This is a genomic window from Antrihabitans stalagmiti, assembly GCF_016482825.1.
GTDB classification, from domain to species: Bacteria; Actinomycetota; Actinomycetes; order Mycobacteriales; family Mycobacteriaceae; genus Antrihabitans; species Antrihabitans stalagmiti.
In genome coordinates this window covers 403,899-419,272 of record NZ_JAEMNV010000001.1, presented here as the reverse complement: position 1 = coordinate 419,272, position 15,374 = coordinate 403,899, and the positions used below count along the sequence as shown (strand labels likewise).

Below are 15,374 nucleotides of genomic sequence, written 5' to 3'. Positions count from 1 at the left end.
CCTTCAGGCCTCTGGCCCGAGAGCAGCAACAGCCTGCGCCACGGTCGCGTACAGGCCCAGTGCCTTGTCCAAACCGGTCAGCGACAACGGGCGACTGGTGGCTGGGCCATCGGCGACAACTGCGAACGCCGCCGAATCACCGATCCGCTGACGTGCTTCCACGAGAATCGTCATTCCGGCCGACGCCAGGAACTCGACATCGGACAAATCGATGATCAACCCGGCCGAAGTACTGCTCACTGCCTCGCGCACAGCGGTCTGCAGTACGGGCGCCGTCGCCATGTCGATCGTGCCGCTCACCGCAAGGATGGTCAGCCCGCCGTTGACGGACAGTTCGGTGTTCATCGTGTCGGGAGCCGATGCCGCGGACTCCGACGCGTGCGTTGTCATGCGGTCAATCTTGCCCTATCGCATTGCCGACCACACAACTCGCGGCCGCACCTTTCACCGACGTACGCCGTCGTTATCGCGCTGACGTGCGGCGTTCGGCTGATGCTTCGACACTGGATGACCCGTCAACACGGTCGACATTCGCACAGTTGTTCCAGCATCGGATCGTTCGATCGTGACCTCGTCGGTCAACGCCCGCATCATCGGCAGGCCCCGACCGCGGTATCCCGGATCGGCTGCCTGCTCTTTCCAGGTACCGGTATCGCTGACGGTGAACCGCAGCTCGTCGACGGTTGCAACGGCGGTCACCGTGACGCGACCCGGCTCGACATTGCGGAAGGCGTGCTCGACGCTGTTGGAAAAGGCCTCGTTGACAGCGAGAATGCTGTCGACGACAACTTGCTCGGGCACGCCACACGAGTCCATCCACGTGCGTAACCGGGCCCGAAGGACGCCGAGTTGTGTGCCTTCGGCCGGTACCTCGATGAGCATCGGCAACGGCGGCTGCCGATAAATCACCATGGCGACATCGTCGTCGTAACCCTCGCTCGGTTGCAACAGCGCAAGGACGGCATCGGCTACGTCGTCAGGAGCTCGTCGACTCAATTCGAGCAGCACCTCGCCGACCTTGTCGATACCGATGTCGATGGATTCGGTGCGCCGCTCGACCAGTCCATCGGTATAAACCACAAGCGTCGAACCGGTCGGCAACTGCACCGTCGTCTCGGGACGAGGCGAGCAGTCGAAGCTTGCGAGCGGCAGTGCTCGTCCGCCCTCGAGTCGCTCACCCGATACGTCCGGAGCGGCGAGCAGTGCAGGCATGTGTCCGGCACTGCTGTAGGTGAACGAACCGCGGATCGGATCGATGATTCCTGCGCATACGGTCGTGCACTCCGCGCCGGGGATGCGACCGGCGACATCGTCGAGTTCGTCGAGCAGTTGCCCGGGTCCGGCACCTCGCAGCATCAACGCGTTCGCCGCGCTGCGCAGTTGACCCATCACAGCCGCCGCGGCCAGACCTCGACCGACACAGTCACCGACGATGACACCGAACCGCTCGCCAGGGAGCACAACGACGTCGTACCAGTCGCCGCCGATCTCCAGCGGTGGCGTCGCAGGCTCGTAGCGAACCGCGAAACCGGGTGGCAGCGCGATCGGGCCCAACATCGCGCGTTGCAGCGTCAACGACGTTTCGCGGGCGATGTCGTAGGAGCGCGCGCGCTGCAATGCCAGGCTCAAGTGGCCGGCCATCATCGTCACCAAGGCTCGATCGATCGCCGTGGAGCGTTGCGGTGCAACATATTCCAACCACAAGGCCGCGTCGGCCGCGCCGCTGATCGCCGCCGAGATGCTGTGTGCGGTGTCGGGCAGATCCGCATCTGGTACCGAAACCGCTGTGAGCGCAGGTTGCAGGCGCGCACGTTCCAGAATGTCGCGCTCGGCGGCATCGAGATCGGACCAATTCACGCTCTCCCCCGTCGCCGAGTAGACAGCAGGATCGGAAAACCGATCGGTCCACACGACAGCGAGGCCACGCCGCGCACCCACACCGTCACGACATTCGCGAATTCCGATCGTCAGCACATCGGCAACACTGGTCGCGGGGGCGATCGCCGTCGCGAGCCGGATCGCAGCCTGCTCTCGATCAGCGGCATGCCGTTCGACGGTGATATCGCGGATCGTCCCGACGAAGATCGATCCGGCACCGTCGACGCCCTCGAGTGGGCTGGTCGTGATGGCCAACCACACCTTGCGTCCGTCGCTGTGTGTGATCGGCACCGACAGCCTGGTGCCGTTGCGAAGGGCATCGATGGTGAAGTTCGGCTCGAAGTCGCCGTCCGATCCCGCGCTGCGCGAGAGCCACGGATACGGCCACGGGTACGGCAGGTGGTCGGAGTCGTACCCGGTCATCGCAGCGAACGCCGAGTTGACCTCGACGATGCTGCCCGCCTCGTCGGTGACGAAAAAGCCGTCCTGCAGCGAATCGATCACTGCACGGCGAAACTCGTCCCGGTCGGCGAGCTTGTTCGCGCGGGCGCGCTGCTGCTCGAACCGTCGGGTGCCTTCCAGAAAGCCACGCGTTGCAACATCGAGTGCGGTCAACGTCTGCAACAGAAAACGGAGGGCAACTTCGGCAAGATCGGTCGGCGGCTTCGTCGGCGCCTGCTCCAACTCGCTCACGATCCGAAAATGGTTCTCGGTGACATCGAGCAGGCTGACATCGTCGACGAGTGCATGCCTACCGAGTTCGTGCCCCACAACGAGACTTGCCTCGGTCCGTAGGCGCAGATGCTCGATCAGCGCGGACCGATACTCACCCCTGAAGACATCGACCGCGCTCACGACACTGTCCCGCGATGGCGCGCGGCGAGAACGAAGGCATCGTCGGAGGCCCTGGCGTGGCTGTCGACGATAGCGGCGACGATCTCGTCGGCTCGGTGCGAAAGGTCGACGCTCGCAACGAAGTCGCCGACGATTCCGTCACTTGCCAGCACCAGAAGGTCACCTGGGCGCATGGTGACAGCGTAGGACTGCACGGTCGGGAGCCGGTAGCCGACTATTCCCCCGATCAGCGGCGCCGTCGCGCGAACCTCGAGCCCGCCGGGCGCAACACCGATCACAACAGCGGCCACGTTTCCGACACCGAGCCAGTCCACTCGGGAGTCGGCAAAGTTGATCGACGCCAAAGAGATTGCGGCGCCTCGCGTTGCGGTGAGAGCACGGTGGCTGAGCAACATGAGCACGTCGAGTGGCTCGGCCGAATTCTCGGTCAGTACCGACGCTGCGATGTCTGCGGCAAGCGCCGCGGCCTCTCCATGGCCGAGACCATCGATCACACCGAACACCGCGCTACCGTCACCTGCATCGAGGACGACCCCGCGATCGCCGAACGCAGCTTCACCTGGCAGCGCCCGGCCGGCCATCGCCCACTCGACGGGACCGACCTTTCCGCTCGAACGGACCGTGTGCGCGACCTCAGATTCCCGTGTCACGCGGCGCCCACTTCCACATCTCGATCACGGTGCCATGACCCAACGTCGAATGCACCTCGAGACGGTCCATCAGGCGACGCGCACCGGGTAAGCCGAGACCGAGTCCACGGCCGGTCGAGTATCCGTCCTCCAAAGCCCTTGCTATATCGGCGATTCCAGGACCGTTGTCTGCGGCCTCGATGATCAGGGCGGTGCGATTCTCGCGACTGGAGATCGTCAGCCGAATCTCGCCACGGCCGGCATAGCTCGTGATGTTTCGCGCGACCTCGGAAATGGCCGTGGCTATCATCGTCACGTCGGTCAACGAGAACCCGAGTCCGGTCGCCAGATCGTGGCCTGCCTGACGAGCGGTGACGATGTCGTCGGGAGTGTCGACCGCTACGACGCGGTCAGCGGCCACCGTGGTGTCCCCTCGTACTGCAACGGCTCGCGAGCTGATTGTCCAGCAGCGCGAGACCCTCCTCCAGATCCAGCGACGTCTGCATATCGTCGAACGTCAGGCCGAGCTGGACCATCGCGAACGCGACCTCCGGCTGCAGACCGACGATCACGGTGTCGGCGCCGCGCAGGCGAGTCATGTGCGCAATAGTTCGCAAGGCTCGCGCAGCGAACGAATCCATCACGTCGATCGCGGTCACGTCGACGATGATGCCCTGCGACCTGAAACGACTGACCCGCTCCATCAGATCGTCCTGCAACCGCTCCGCATCTGCGTCGCTCAGAGCCGCCTGAACGGTCGCGATCAGGTAGGTGCCCTGCTTGAGAATCGGTACCGGCATTGCCGAACGCGCCTAACGGCTAACGCACATCGCGCACGGAATCTCCGGCACGACTCACTTCGTATCCGAGCAACCGCTCGGCCTCTTCGATGCCACCCTGCAGGTCGCCGACAGCATTCATCTTCGACAGGTCGAGACCGATGGTGACCAGCGTCAGCGCGATCTCCGACGACAACCCCGTGATGATGACGTTGGCGCCCATCAGACCCGACGCATCGACGGTCTGCACGAGGTGATTGGCGACCGTGACGTCGATCGTCGGTACACCGGTGATGTCGATGACGACGACCTTCGCGCGGTTGGCACGGATCGCACGCAACAACTGCTCCGTGAGCTGCCGCGCTCGCTGACCGTCCAGCACACCGATGATCGGGAGAATCAGCAACTGCTCGCGCACCTGCAGCACCGGTGTCGACAGTTCGCGAATAGCCTCCTGCTGCTGCCGGATGATGCGTTCGCGTTCCTGAACGAAGCTGACGCCGACCGTGTTGGCGATGCGGTTCGCAGCAGGCTCGTACGCATCGAGCACCCGATTGAGCAGTGTGAAGTCCGATTGGTACTTCTCGAACAGGGAGCGGGCGAGCACGTCGCGCAGCAGCAGCACGATGCCGAGCACCTCGTCGGTCTCGACGCCGCGCGGGATGATGCGTTCGGATAGGTCGCGCGCATACGCCTGCAGCGCCTCGACGCTGCCGGTCTCGAGCACCTCGACGTAGTTGTCGTACACCGACGTCGCTTCGGAGAAGAGTTCCTCCGGCGTCATGGCGGTCAACAACTCGGCCGCAGTGATCCGCCGAGCCCACTCTTCGCGAAGGATGGTTCGATTCTGCCGAAGGTGCTCGACCAGTTGCGGTAACAGCGCCTCGCTCGACACAGCGGTGTCGATCGACCCAGCAGCGGACATCGGACCTCCCAGATAGCTGAACAAGCTGCGGTGAGCCTAGTCGACGCTGGTCAGGCCATGCGGCTGATTGTTCATCGATTCGCACCCGTCGGCCGTGACGACGACGATGTCTTCGATCCGCGCTCCCCACTTGCCCTTGAAGTAGATGCCGGGCTCGATGCTGAATGCCATGCCCGGTTCGAGGACGAGGGTGTTGCCGGCGACGATGTAGGGATCCTCGTGAACCGACAGCCCGATACCGTGGCCGGTGCGGTGGATGAAGGCGTCCGCCAATCCCGCTTCGGCGAGGACGTTGCGTGCAGCAGCATCAACGGCCTCGGCAGTAACTCCGGGACGAACCGCGGCGATCGCGGCTGCCTGCGCCCGCGCCAGCACCGCAATTCGTGTCGACGCGTCATCGCCCGGGTCGCCGATCGAGTAGGTCCGGGTCGAATCGGAGTTGTAGCCGGGTTCCACAGGACCGCCGATATCGATGACGACCACGTCGCCCGCCTCGAGGCGACGATCGGATACCTCGTGGTGCGGATCTGCGCCGTTCGGTCCGGAGCCGACGATGACGAACTCCGCCTCGGTGTGGCCTTCGGCCACGATCGCAGCTTCGATATCCGCAGCGACTTCGGCTTCGGTCCGCCCCGCGACAAGCCACTCGGACATCCGCGCGTGCACGCGATCGATGGCGGCACCGGCCCGGCGCAGCGCCTCGATCTCGTCGGCGTCCTTGATCATTCGCAGTTGCCGCACCACCGCGGTGGCCAGTACCGGTGTCGTTCCGAAGGTCGAGGCGAGTGGGAGCAGATGCAACGCGGGCATCGCGTCGGTGACCGCGGTCGCGGGCTTGGGTGGCAACACCGAACCTGCGAGCAGATACGGGTCGTCACCGTCCACCCAGTCCAGCACCTCGAGACCGAGGTCGGCTGTCGCAGATCCGCCCAGTGCGGCCAATTCCATCTTCGGCACGACGATCCGCGCACCGGACCCGTCCGCGGGTACGACGAGACAGGTCAGCCGCTCGAAGGACTCCGCACGCGAACCGAGCAGGTACTGCAGGTCGGGACCGGGGGTGATCAACAGGCCGTCGAGTCCCGCTGCCGCGCTCAGTTCGGCCGCGCGGGCAAGTCGTGCGGCATAGACGGCACTCGGAAAACGTGCGGAATTCGTCATGGCGACAACATTAGTCACCATGCGCCGCGCCATCACGTCGCCTCGGTTGGCAGGATGGCGGTCATGAGTGGACGACTGATGTTGCTGGATGGCGCGAGCATGTGGTTTCGGGCGTTTCACGGTGTCCCCGACTCGATAGTCGGACCCGACGGTCGACCTGTGAACGCCCTGCGCGGCTTCACCGACATGGTCGCGCAGTTGATCACGCGGCAAGCTCCGACGCGGCTGGTCGTGTGTCTGGACTTCGACTGGCGTCCGCAGTTCCGTGTCGACGCCATACCGACCTACAAGACGCACCGACTCGCACCCGACGGCGCCGCGACCAACACCGAGGAAGTGCCGGACCTGCTCGGCCCGCAGGTCGCGATGATTCACGAAGTGCTCGAAGCCGCAGGCATCGCAACCGCGGGCGCAGTCGGATTCGAAGCCGACGATGTACTGGGAACGCTTGCGACGCAGGAGAAGACGGACGACGTCGTCGTCGTCAGCGGCGACCGAGACCTGCTGCAACTCGCGAGCGACGAACCGAACTCGGTCAGGGTGCTCTACATCGGCCGCGGACTCGCGAAGGCCGAACTGTTCGGTCCCGCCGAGGTTGCCGCGAAGTACGGCGTACCTGTCGAAAACGCAGGCGACGCCTACGCCGATCTCGCGACCTTGCGCGGCGACAGTTCGGACGGCCTGCCCGGCGTCGCAGGCATCGGCGAGAAGACGGCCTCGACCCTGATGCTGCGGTTCGGCACGATCGCCAACCTGCGCGCCGCCATCGACGACCCGGACTCCGACATCGCCCGCGGCGTCAGGGCGAAACTTGCAGCCGCTACCGACTACCTCGACGCGGCGACCATGGTCGTCCGGGTTGCCCGAGATGCCGAGATCGTCGCGTCAGGTCCTGACCTGCTGCCGCGCGAACCGGCCGATCCCGCGAAATTGGACGAACTCGCCGTTCGCTACGGCGCGGAAAGCTCGGTCGGCCGACTCGTCGCCGCGATGCGGAACCGCTAGCAAACACAGAGCCGCCGACACGATGTGTCGGCGGCTCCTGTGTCCGGTGAAAGTGGCTGACCCCTACTTCGGTCGGCCGACCTCGTACTCACCGTCGTCGTTGGTGAACGTCACGGTGACCTTCTTGTCTTCGCCGTCGACACTCACGTCGCATTCGAAGGTCGCGTCTTTCTCGACCTTCTGATCCGCAGGGCAGGAGACGTTCTCGACGTTCTCGGCACCGTAGTTCTCGGTCAGAATCTTCTTGACGCCTTCTTGTGCGGCGTTCTGATCGAGCGAGGAAGATCCGAGCAGCAGTACCGCAGCAACGATAGCGCCGATGACGACGACCGCCAGGATGCCGAGACCGATGAACAACGGCGTCTTCGACTTCGTGCCGGACGCCGTGGGTGCGCCGGGAGTTCCCCACTGGTTGCCTGCAGGCTGCTGCTGGCCACCCCATGCCGGCTGCCCTGGCTGCTGGCCGCCCCACTGATTACCCGCAGGCTGCGCTGGTGCGCCCCACTGTGGTTGCCCGGGCTGGGCGCCCTGGCCCCACTGGGCGCCGCCCTGTTGTCCGGCGCCCTGACCCCCGCCCTGACCCCATTGGGGCTGGCCTGCGTCGGCGCCCTGCTGTCCCCACTGACCACCGGTGGGCGCCTGCTGGGTCGGCGCCGCGCCCCATGCGGGCTGACCGGGCTGCTGCGCCGGCGGCTGCTGCTGACCGGGCCACTGCTGACCCGGCTGCTGAGGCTGGCCCTGCGGGCCGCCCCACCCTTGACCCGGATTCTGCTGACCACCGGACGGGGTATTGAAGACTCGTGTGGCGTCGGCGGGACCGCCTTCACCTTCGGGAGTGCTCGGCTGCTGTTCGCCGCCGGGACCCCATCGTTCGTCCGGACCGCCAGGCCCATATGGTCCGCTCATCTCTTCGCCTCCACTCGCATCGCACTGTCGTAAACACGGTAGCTCCCCACCCGGCACCGGAGTCGGATAGCGAAGGGAATCAAATCACAATCGACGCCGCTATGCGGCGTCCACGGCTACGACACCACGGCGAATAGCCCGTACTGCCTTCGCCGCAGCTCCACGAATCTGTGCATCCTCGGCAGTGTTGTGCAGCTGATCGAGCAAGTCGATCACCTGCCTGCACCACCGTACGAAATCGCCTGCAGACAACGGCTTCCCTCTGTCTCCGGCAGCGATCAGGGCGTCGACCAGTGGCTCACCACGGGCCCAATTGTAGATTGCGGCGACGAAACCGAGATCGGGGTCTCGGGTCAGCGGCAGTTTGTGGCGGACTTCGTCCGAGCGCAACTCGCCCCACACCCGAAGTGTTCCGGTGAGTGCATGACGGACAGCGCTGGTCGGACCCGTCACCATCGGGTAGCCACCTTCTTGCCTCGACTCGAATACCACGCTCGACGCGACCGCCGCGAGCTCCTCAGGGGCGAGGCCGGACCACAGTCCCTGACGCAGACATTCGGAAACCAAAAGGTCGCTCTCCGAATAGATTCGACCCAGGCGCCGCCCGTCCTCGGTCACCGCACCGGCCGCGATGTAGCCCCGCTCGCCGAGGAGGGCGAGTATTCGATCGAACGTCCGAGCAAGCGAATTCGTTGTCGCAGAGACCTTTTGACGCATCGTCTCGGTCTCGCGGGCAAGCCTGCTGTACCGCTCCCCCACCCGGGCCAGCTGATCCCGATTGGGCCAGGTGTGGCACGGGTGCGAACGCAGCGCGCGCCGCAACGTCGCAAGCTCCCTGTCGTCCGCTGCAGGCGAATTGTTCTTACGCCGCCGACCGCTCGGCGCGGTGATTCCGGTGCTGCGCAGCGCCGACGCCAGGTCCTTCCGCGCACGCGCGGTCCGGTGATCCACATGTTTGGGCAGGCGCATCCTGCCGAGTGCTTCAGCGGGCGAGGGGAAGTCGGCCGCCGAGATCCGGCCCGCCCATTTGTCCTCGGTGAGCACGAGAGGACGTGGGTCACCGGTATCGCCGTCGGACTCGAGGACGACGGCCAGACCCGAACGACGCCCAGCGGGTATCGCGATCACGTCGCCACGTCGCAACACCGTCAGCGCGGCGACCGCCGCACCCCGAGTGTCGGTTCTGCCCTGCTGCGCCAACAGTCGTTCCCGCGCGCGAATACGTTCTCGCAGTTGCGCGTACTCGAGATATTCGCTGCCGTCACCGCCGAGTTCTTCTCGGAGTTGCTTCAGATCGCGGACGTTTCGATCGATCCCCCGCACCGCGCCGACCACGGACTTGTCGGCCTGGAACTGCGCGAAAGACCGCTCGAGCAGCGCCCGGGAGTCGTCGGCACCCATGCGGTCGATCAGGTTGATCGTCATGTTGTAGCCGGGGCGAAACGAACTCCGCAGCGGATAGGTACGTGTCGATGCGAGACCCGCAACTTCGGTCGCGTCGAGGTCGGGATGCCAGAGCACGACCGCGTGCCCCTCGACGTCGATGCCGCGTCTGCCCGCACGGCCGGTGAGCTGGGTGTATTCGCCAGGAGTCAGGTCGGCGTGGGTTTCGCCATTGTATTTGACCAGCCGCTCGAGGACGACGGTTCTTGCGGGCATGTTGATGCCGAGCGCCAGCGTTTCGGTCGCGAAAACGGCGCGCACCAGACCCTTGACGAACAACTCTTCGACCGTGTGCCGGAAAGCGGGCAACATACCAGCGTGATGGGCGGCGAGGCCGCGTTCGAGGGCGTCGCGCCACTCCCAGTAGCCGAGTACATCCAGATCGGCTTTCGGCAGTTCGGCCGTGTGCTTGGCAATGACGGACGAGATCTCCTCGACCTGTTCCGGCGTCGTCAGCTCCAACCGGGAACGCAGACACTGGTTCAACGCCGCATCGCACCCGGCTCTACTGAAGATGAAGGTGATCGCAGGCAGCAGACCTTCGTCGTCCAGCTTGGCGATCACGTCGGGACGTGAGACCGGTCTGAAGTTCTGCCGCGGATTCGAGCGGCCGCGGCCACCGGAACGACCCGACTGCTCCCAGGACCCGCTGCGTTCGAGTGCCCGCTTCTGCTTGAGATGGCGAACGAGTTCCTGATCGACGACAACCCCGGCGTTCGGGCGCCCAGCCTGGGCTTTGGTGTCGAAGAGATCGAACATCCGCTTGCCGACGAGAATGTGCTGCCACAGCGGGATCGGGCGGGTCTCGTCGACCACGATCGTCGTGTTGCCTCGCACGGTCTCCATCCAGGCGCCGAACTCCTCGGCGTTGCTGACCGTCGCAGACAAGCTGACCAGGCGAACGTCCTCCGGCAGGTGCAGAATCACCTCTTCCCACACGGCGCCACGGAACCGATCGGCAAGGAAGTGGACCTCGTCCATGACAACGAACGCGAGACCGCGCAGCGCCGTCGACGAGGCGTAGAGCATGTTGCGCAGCACTTCGGTCGTCATCACGACAACAGGCGCATCCGGGTTGATGCTCTGGTCGCCGGTCAGCAGCCCGACCGACCCACGCCCGTAGCGCGCGGTCAGATCCGCGAACTTCTGGTTACTCAACGCCTTGATCGGTGTCGTATAGAAGCACTTGGTTCCGGCCGCGAGTGCGAGATGCACCGCGAATTCACCGACCACGGTTTTACCCGCACCCGTCGGCGCGCACACGAGCACGCCGTGGCCGTTTTCCAGTGCGACGCAGGACTGCACCTGGAACGGGTCGAGCGGAAAACTCAGCTCGGCCGCAAAAGCCTCTAATTGGGGTCCGCGGGTGTCGATGCTCACCTCAGATGGTGTCCGAATAATCCGAGCGGTGTTCGGCATCGGCGACGGGGTCCGGACTCGGCAGCGGAGACGCCTCGTCGTCGTCGAGGTCGCGCCAGTTCGCGGCGCCGTCGCGACGGGCCTTACGCCTGTCGTGGATGCGGCCGATCTGAATGGCGACCTCGAGCAGCAGCGTCAACGCGAGAGCGAGGGCCAGCATCGAGAACGGATCCTGGCCAGGCGTCGCGATCGCGGCGAAGAGGAACATCGTGAAGATCAAACCGCGTCGCCATGCCTTGAGACGTGTGTAGGGCAGCACACCGACGAAGTTCAGCCCGACGATCAGCAACGGTATCTCGAAGCTGACGCCGAAGATGATCAGCAGATTGATGATGAAGCCGAAGTACTGGTCGCCACTGAGCGCCGTCACCTGGACGTTGTCGCCGATCGTCAACAGGAAACCCAAAGCCTGCGAAACCACGACGTAGGCGAGAACAGCGCCTGCAACGAAGAGCACGGCTCCGCAGGTCACGAACGAGACCGCGTAGCGTCGTTCTTTCGCATAGAGACCCGGGGTGATGAAAGCCCAGATCTGGTACAGCCAGATCGGGCAGGCAAGCACGATTCCAGCGGTCAGACCGACCTTGAACCGCAGCATGAACTGCTCGAACGGACCTGTCGCAAGAAGCCGGCAGGCGCCGTCGACGCTCAGGTCCGCGCGTGACTCCGACGGCAGCGAACAGTACGGACCGCGAAGCAGCTCACCGAGACTTTCCAGCCCGATAATCGAATGCGAGTACCAGTAGAAGCCGAAGATGCTGGTGAGGATGACCGCTGCGATGGATACAAGCAGTCGGGTGCGCAGTTCGTAGAGGTGATCGACCAGCGACATCGTGCCGTCGGGATTGGTTCTACGTTTACTGCGTCTCGGGTCGAACGGGATGCGCAAGTTCGCCTGTCTCCTGCTCAGCGCTCAGCACGGGGCAGCCAACTCACCCCGACCGTTGCGGTATCGGGCGGACTAAGCCGATCTGGGATCCGAACGCTCCGACGCGGTGTACTGCTGCGGCGGTGCGACAGGGGGAAGCTCGGTCGGCGCTGGAGCAGGGGTGGGATCTGCCTGCGCGGACTGATCCTTGCTCTCGCTCTGCATTTCCTTGACTTCGCTCTTGAAGATCCGCAGAGACCTACCAAGACCACGCGCGGCGTCGGGCAACCGCTTCGAGCCGAACAGGATCACGACCACAATCGCAACGATCACCCAGTGCCATGCGGAAAGGCCGCCGGTCATGTCTACCTCCGAAAGTCGTGTGGATTCGATGCTACCGGACCGACGAGGACCCAGCGGTGACCGAACCTGGGAGTTTGCCACCCGTTCAGGTGGCACCAGTGTCATCGGACCGGCGCCGACTTCCCTGACGCCTTCAACGTCTTCAACAATTCCGCGCCCGACCAGTGCCGTCTGCCACCGTTTTCGGCGACTTTGATCAACTCGGTCAACCGCGCGTTCACGGGCGCGGTTCTGCCGACCTGCTCGCCGAGCCGGACGACCTCGCCGCAGATGTAGTCGATTTCCGACTTCCGTCCGAGTTCGAGATCGTCGAGCATCGAGGTCCGCGCCAAAGGGTCTATTTCCAGGACGGATTGCGCCACGCCCTTGAAAAGGAAGTTCGACACTCCGAGCAGCCGAGCCATGAGGGCAGGCGGTACCGAGGTCAGCCGAGCCGGTCGGATGCCTGCCGCCTTGAGGATGGCAAGCGCCTCCAGCTGTGCCATACCGATGCATTTGCGGTACTTCCGTTGTGACAGTTCCTCTTTCAGCGGCACTCCGGACAGTGCGTTGATCGGATTGTTCAGGTTGAGCAGCAGTTTCGCCCACATGACGCGGGTGAGGTCGGCCTCCCTGAGCAGCGGCAAACCGGCATTGCGGAAGGTCGATGCGAACCGATCGAGCGCCGGATGGTCGCTGACGATGATTTCGCCTTCTGTGCCCTGGTGGAATCGGCCTTCACCACGGTGGGAAACGTTGTACATCACCATCGAGGACAACACGATGCACTCGGGCAGATGCTCGCGCAGCACGTCGGCATTACGGACGCCGTTCTGCAGCGAGATCACCACAGTGCCCGGCCTGACCAGCGACGCGAGTGACCGACCAGCTTCGTCCGTCGATCCGGCCTTCACCGAGACGAGGATCAGATCGGCGCGCGAGGCGCGGTTCGGTGCTGTGTCGAACCGAAGTTGAGCAGGGCGGACCTCGATATCGGCGCCGTGCAGGTCGGTCAGATGCAGCCCATGGGTCGCGACTTCTTCGACTATCGCCGGACGACCGACGAGAGAGACCTTCGCGCGCGCACCAGCGAGCCTGCCCCCGACGTAACAGCCGATATTGCCTGCACCGAAAACGCAGATCTCGAAATCGTTTGCCATCAGACCGCCTCGAGGTCACCGTAAGCGGCGAGTGCGGCGCCTGCCCGTTCGCGCAGCGACGCGACGAGCGCGGGTGGATCGAGGACCGTGATTCCGGAACCGAATCCGAGAACCATTCGGGCCATCCAATCGAGCGTGGCAAATCTCATCGTCGCCTCGATGCTCCCGTCGTCGTTGAGTGCAAGTTGATTCATCGGATAGTGGTCGAGCACCCACACCGAATCGCTCGCGATCTGCAACCGTGCCAAGGGAAGAGCCGGATCGTCGCTGAACAATTCGAGCGCGGACTGTTCTGCCATCGCGGCTGCCGGCGGTCGGGCCTGCTCGTCGAGTTCGTTCGCCTCGTCGATCCTGTCGAAGCGAAACAGCCTGACCCCCTCAGCATGTCGGCACCACGCCTGCAGATAGCTGTGATTGTCGACCAGCACGATACGAATCGGATCGACGACACGCTCGGAGATCGCATCGCGGCTGGCCGAGTAGTACACCAGCCGCAGCGCATGGCTGTGGTTGAGCGCGGAACGCACGGTGGCTACAGCTGGATGTTCAGGCAGTCGGACGCCACGCTCCTCGCTCGTCGACTCCGGGTCGCTGTCGGCATCGTCGCTGTGCCGGGCAACCGCTGCGGCTCCGGCGGCCGATTCGATCTTTGCCATCGCACCCTGGGCGGCGGTCGGGTCGACCATTCCAGGCATCTCCACGATCGATCGCAGTGCGACGAGCAACGCGGTCGCCTCCGTCGACGTGAGTCGCAACGGTCGATCGATACCGGCCGAGAAGGTGACCTCGATACTTTCTTCGGAGAACGACAGGTCGATCAGGTCGCCGGGACCGTAACCGGGCAGACCACACATCCACAGCTGATTCAGATCGTCCATCAACTGCTTGGTTGTCACACCGAGCTCGACAGCCGCTTCCGCCGCGCTGATTCCGGGATTGGCGATGAAATACGGAACCATGTTGAGCAGCCGAGCAAGCCGCACCGACAAACGGGCGCTCATCGGCGAGCCTCCGTGTGTGCGACACCGGCAACCGCACGCAGCCGCTCGACGACGTCGTCGCGTAGTTCGGTGGGGGCGATCACCAGTGCGTCCGCACCGTGGCCGGTGATCAGCCGCGCGACCCAGTCCCACGTCCGCACCGGAATTTCGAGAACACTTCCCGACCGTGCACCGATTCGGCGGTCTTCGATTTCCCGGCCGAGGCGTCGAAGTTCGTGAGCACGACCGTCTGCTACCCAGACGGTCGCCGTGCCCGCGACTCCGGCGATACCGGTGACGCGATCGACGATGTCACGCAGATCGACGTCGTCGGGTTTGTTCACCGCGTCGACGGGTCCGTATGCGGCAACGTCGTCGCCGATCCTGGACAGCCGGAAGGTACGCACGGCGTCGCGATCCAGATCGTGTCCGACGAGGTACCACCGCCCGCTGTGGGTGACGACACCCCACGGTTCGACATTGCGCCTGCGGAAGGGTTCGTTCGCGGCGCTTCGATGCTCGAAGCGCACGGCACGACCTGAATCGATCGCGGCGAGCAGCTTGCCGAGGGCAGGTTCGGAACCACGGGTGCGCGCTGGGACGGGCGTGACGGCAGCGGCAGCGGAGTCCTGATCGACCTGCACACCCGCTGCACGGAGTTTGAGCATCGCGCTCTGCGCTGCTGCCGCCAACTCGGGTGATTCCCACAGCTGCACTGCGACGGCGACCGCTGTCGCCTCCTCACTCGTGAGGTCGATCTCGGGCAGTTCGTAGGCGGCGCGGCTGATGCGGTAGCCCTCGACAGTCGAGAACCGCGACGAGGCACCCGTTTCGAGGGGCACTCCGAGATCGCGAAGTTCGTTCTTGTCGCGCTCGAACATGCGACTGAACGCTTCGTAACTTGCCGAATCGTCGTATCCGGCAACGCTGTCCCTGATTCGTTCCGCTGTTAGGTACTGCCTGGTCGAGAGCAGCGCGATGACAAGATTCATCAACCGCTCGACCTTGGAAATCGCCACCACGA

Annotated in this window: 15 protein-coding genes; 1 reads left to right on the top strand and 14 read right to left on the bottom strand. The window is 64.5% G+C overall.

The window, feature by feature from the left end:
* Window positions 1-3 precede the first annotated feature (3 nt).
* Genes JGU71_RS01995 through JGU71_RS01965 form a run of 7 tightly spaced genes read right to left on the bottom strand, consistent with a single transcriptional unit; the run spans window position 4 to window position 6,227 of the window.
* On the bottom strand, window positions 4-390 hold the full coding sequence (locus JGU71_RS01995) for an STAS domain-containing protein (protein ID WP_233528567.1): 387 nt from the start codon (window positions 388-390) through the stop codon (window positions 4-6).
* 54 nt (window positions 391-444) lie between these two features.
* Window positions 445-2,733, bottom strand: coding sequence for a SpoIIE family protein phosphatase (locus JGU71_RS01990; protein WP_199701449.1), 2,289 nt, complete (start codon window positions 2,731-2,733; stop codon window positions 445-447).
* Window positions 2,730-3,383, bottom strand: a complete 654-nt coding sequence (locus tag JGU71_RS01985; protein ID WP_307829456.1) for a SpoIIE family protein phosphatase — start codon at window positions 3,381-3,383, stop codon at window positions 2,730-2,732. The genes JGU71_RS01990 and JGU71_RS01985 overlap by 4 nt, the downstream gene beginning before the upstream one ends.
* The gene (locus tag JGU71_RS01980) at window positions 3,367-3,783 is read right to left on the bottom strand and encodes an ATP-binding protein (RefSeq protein WP_199701448.1); all 417 of its coding nucleotides are present in this window, start codon (window positions 3,781-3,783) and stop codon (window positions 3,367-3,369) included. The genes JGU71_RS01985 and JGU71_RS01980 overlap by 17 nt, the downstream gene beginning before the upstream one ends.
* Window positions 3,773-4,162, bottom strand: coding sequence for an STAS domain-containing protein (locus tag JGU71_RS01975; protein WP_199701446.1), 390 nt, complete (start codon window positions 4,160-4,162; stop codon window positions 3,773-3,775). Before JGU71_RS01975 ends, JGU71_RS01980 begins: the two co-directional genes overlap by 11 nt.
* Before the next feature lie 19 nt (window positions 4,163-4,181).
* Window positions 4,182-5,066: an STAS domain-containing protein gene (locus JGU71_RS01970; RefSeq protein ID WP_199701444.1), complete on the bottom strand. Its 885-nt coding sequence runs from the start codon at window positions 5,064-5,066 to the stop codon at window positions 4,182-4,184.
* Window positions 5,067-5,102: 36 nt separating this feature from the next.
* Window positions 5,103-6,227 (bottom strand): M24 family metallopeptidase, encoded by a 1,125-nt coding sequence (locus JGU71_RS01965; RefSeq protein ID WP_199701442.1) that lies wholly within the window; start codon window positions 6,225-6,227, stop codon window positions 5,103-5,105.
* A gap of 63 nt (window positions 6,228-6,290) precedes the next feature.
* Here JGU71_RS01965 and JGU71_RS01960 point away from each other — a divergent pair, with 63 nt between their 5' ends.
* On the top strand, window positions 6,291-7,232 hold the full coding sequence (locus tag JGU71_RS01960) for a 5'-3' exonuclease (protein ID WP_199701441.1): 942 nt from the start codon (window positions 6,291-6,293) through the stop codon (window positions 7,230-7,232).
* A 63-nt stretch (window positions 7,233-7,295) separates the two neighbouring features.
* Here JGU71_RS01960 and JGU71_RS01955 read toward each other — a convergent pair whose 3' ends face one another.
* The 7 genes from JGU71_RS01955 to JGU71_RS01925 all read right to left on the bottom strand — a co-directional run bounded on the left by JGU71_RS01955 (window position 7,296) and on the right by JGU71_RS01925 (window position 15,369).
* Window positions 7,296-8,138 (bottom strand): DUF4333 domain-containing protein, encoded by an 843-nt coding sequence (locus JGU71_RS01955; RefSeq protein WP_199701440.1) that lies wholly within the window; start codon window positions 8,136-8,138, stop codon window positions 7,296-7,298.
* Between the two features lie 99 nt (window positions 8,139-8,237).
* Window positions 8,238-11,000, bottom strand: a complete 2,763-nt coding sequence (locus JGU71_RS01950; RefSeq protein ID WP_199701439.1) for a DEAD/DEAH box helicase — start codon at window positions 10,998-11,000, stop codon at window positions 8,238-8,240.
* Window positions 10,963-11,889 carry a twin-arginine translocase subunit TatC gene (gene tatC / locus JGU71_RS01945; protein ID WP_199701438.1) on the bottom strand — a complete coding sequence of 309 codons (927 nt, stop codon included), beginning with the start codon at window positions 11,887-11,889 and terminating at the stop codon, window positions 10,963-10,965. Before tatC ends, JGU71_RS01950 begins: the two co-directional genes overlap by 38 nt.
* 72 nt (window positions 11,890-11,961) lie before the next feature.
* The gene (gene tatA / locus JGU71_RS01940; protein ID WP_199701432.1) at window positions 11,962-12,231 is read right to left on the bottom strand and encodes a Sec-independent protein translocase subunit TatA; all 270 of its coding nucleotides are present in this window, start codon (window positions 12,229-12,231) and stop codon (window positions 11,962-11,964) included.
* Between the two features lie 101 nt (window positions 12,232-12,332).
* Window positions 12,333-13,370 carry a 2-dehydropantoate 2-reductase gene (locus JGU71_RS01935; protein WP_199701430.1) on the bottom strand — a complete coding sequence of 346 codons (1,038 nt, stop codon included), beginning with the start codon at window positions 13,368-13,370 and terminating at the stop codon, window positions 12,333-12,335.
* On the bottom strand, window positions 13,370-14,371 hold the full coding sequence (locus tag JGU71_RS01930; protein WP_199701428.1) for a helix-turn-helix transcriptional regulator: 1,002 nt from the start codon (window positions 14,369-14,371) through the stop codon (window positions 13,370-13,372). The genes JGU71_RS01935 and JGU71_RS01930 overlap by 1 nt, the downstream gene beginning before the upstream one ends.
* On the bottom strand, window positions 14,368-15,369 hold the full coding sequence (locus tag JGU71_RS01925) for a helix-turn-helix transcriptional regulator (protein ID WP_199701426.1): 1,002 nt from the start codon (window positions 15,367-15,369) through the stop codon (window positions 14,368-14,370). Before JGU71_RS01925 ends, JGU71_RS01930 begins: the two co-directional genes overlap by 4 nt.
* Between the last annotated feature and the right edge of the window lie 5 nt (window positions 15,370-15,374).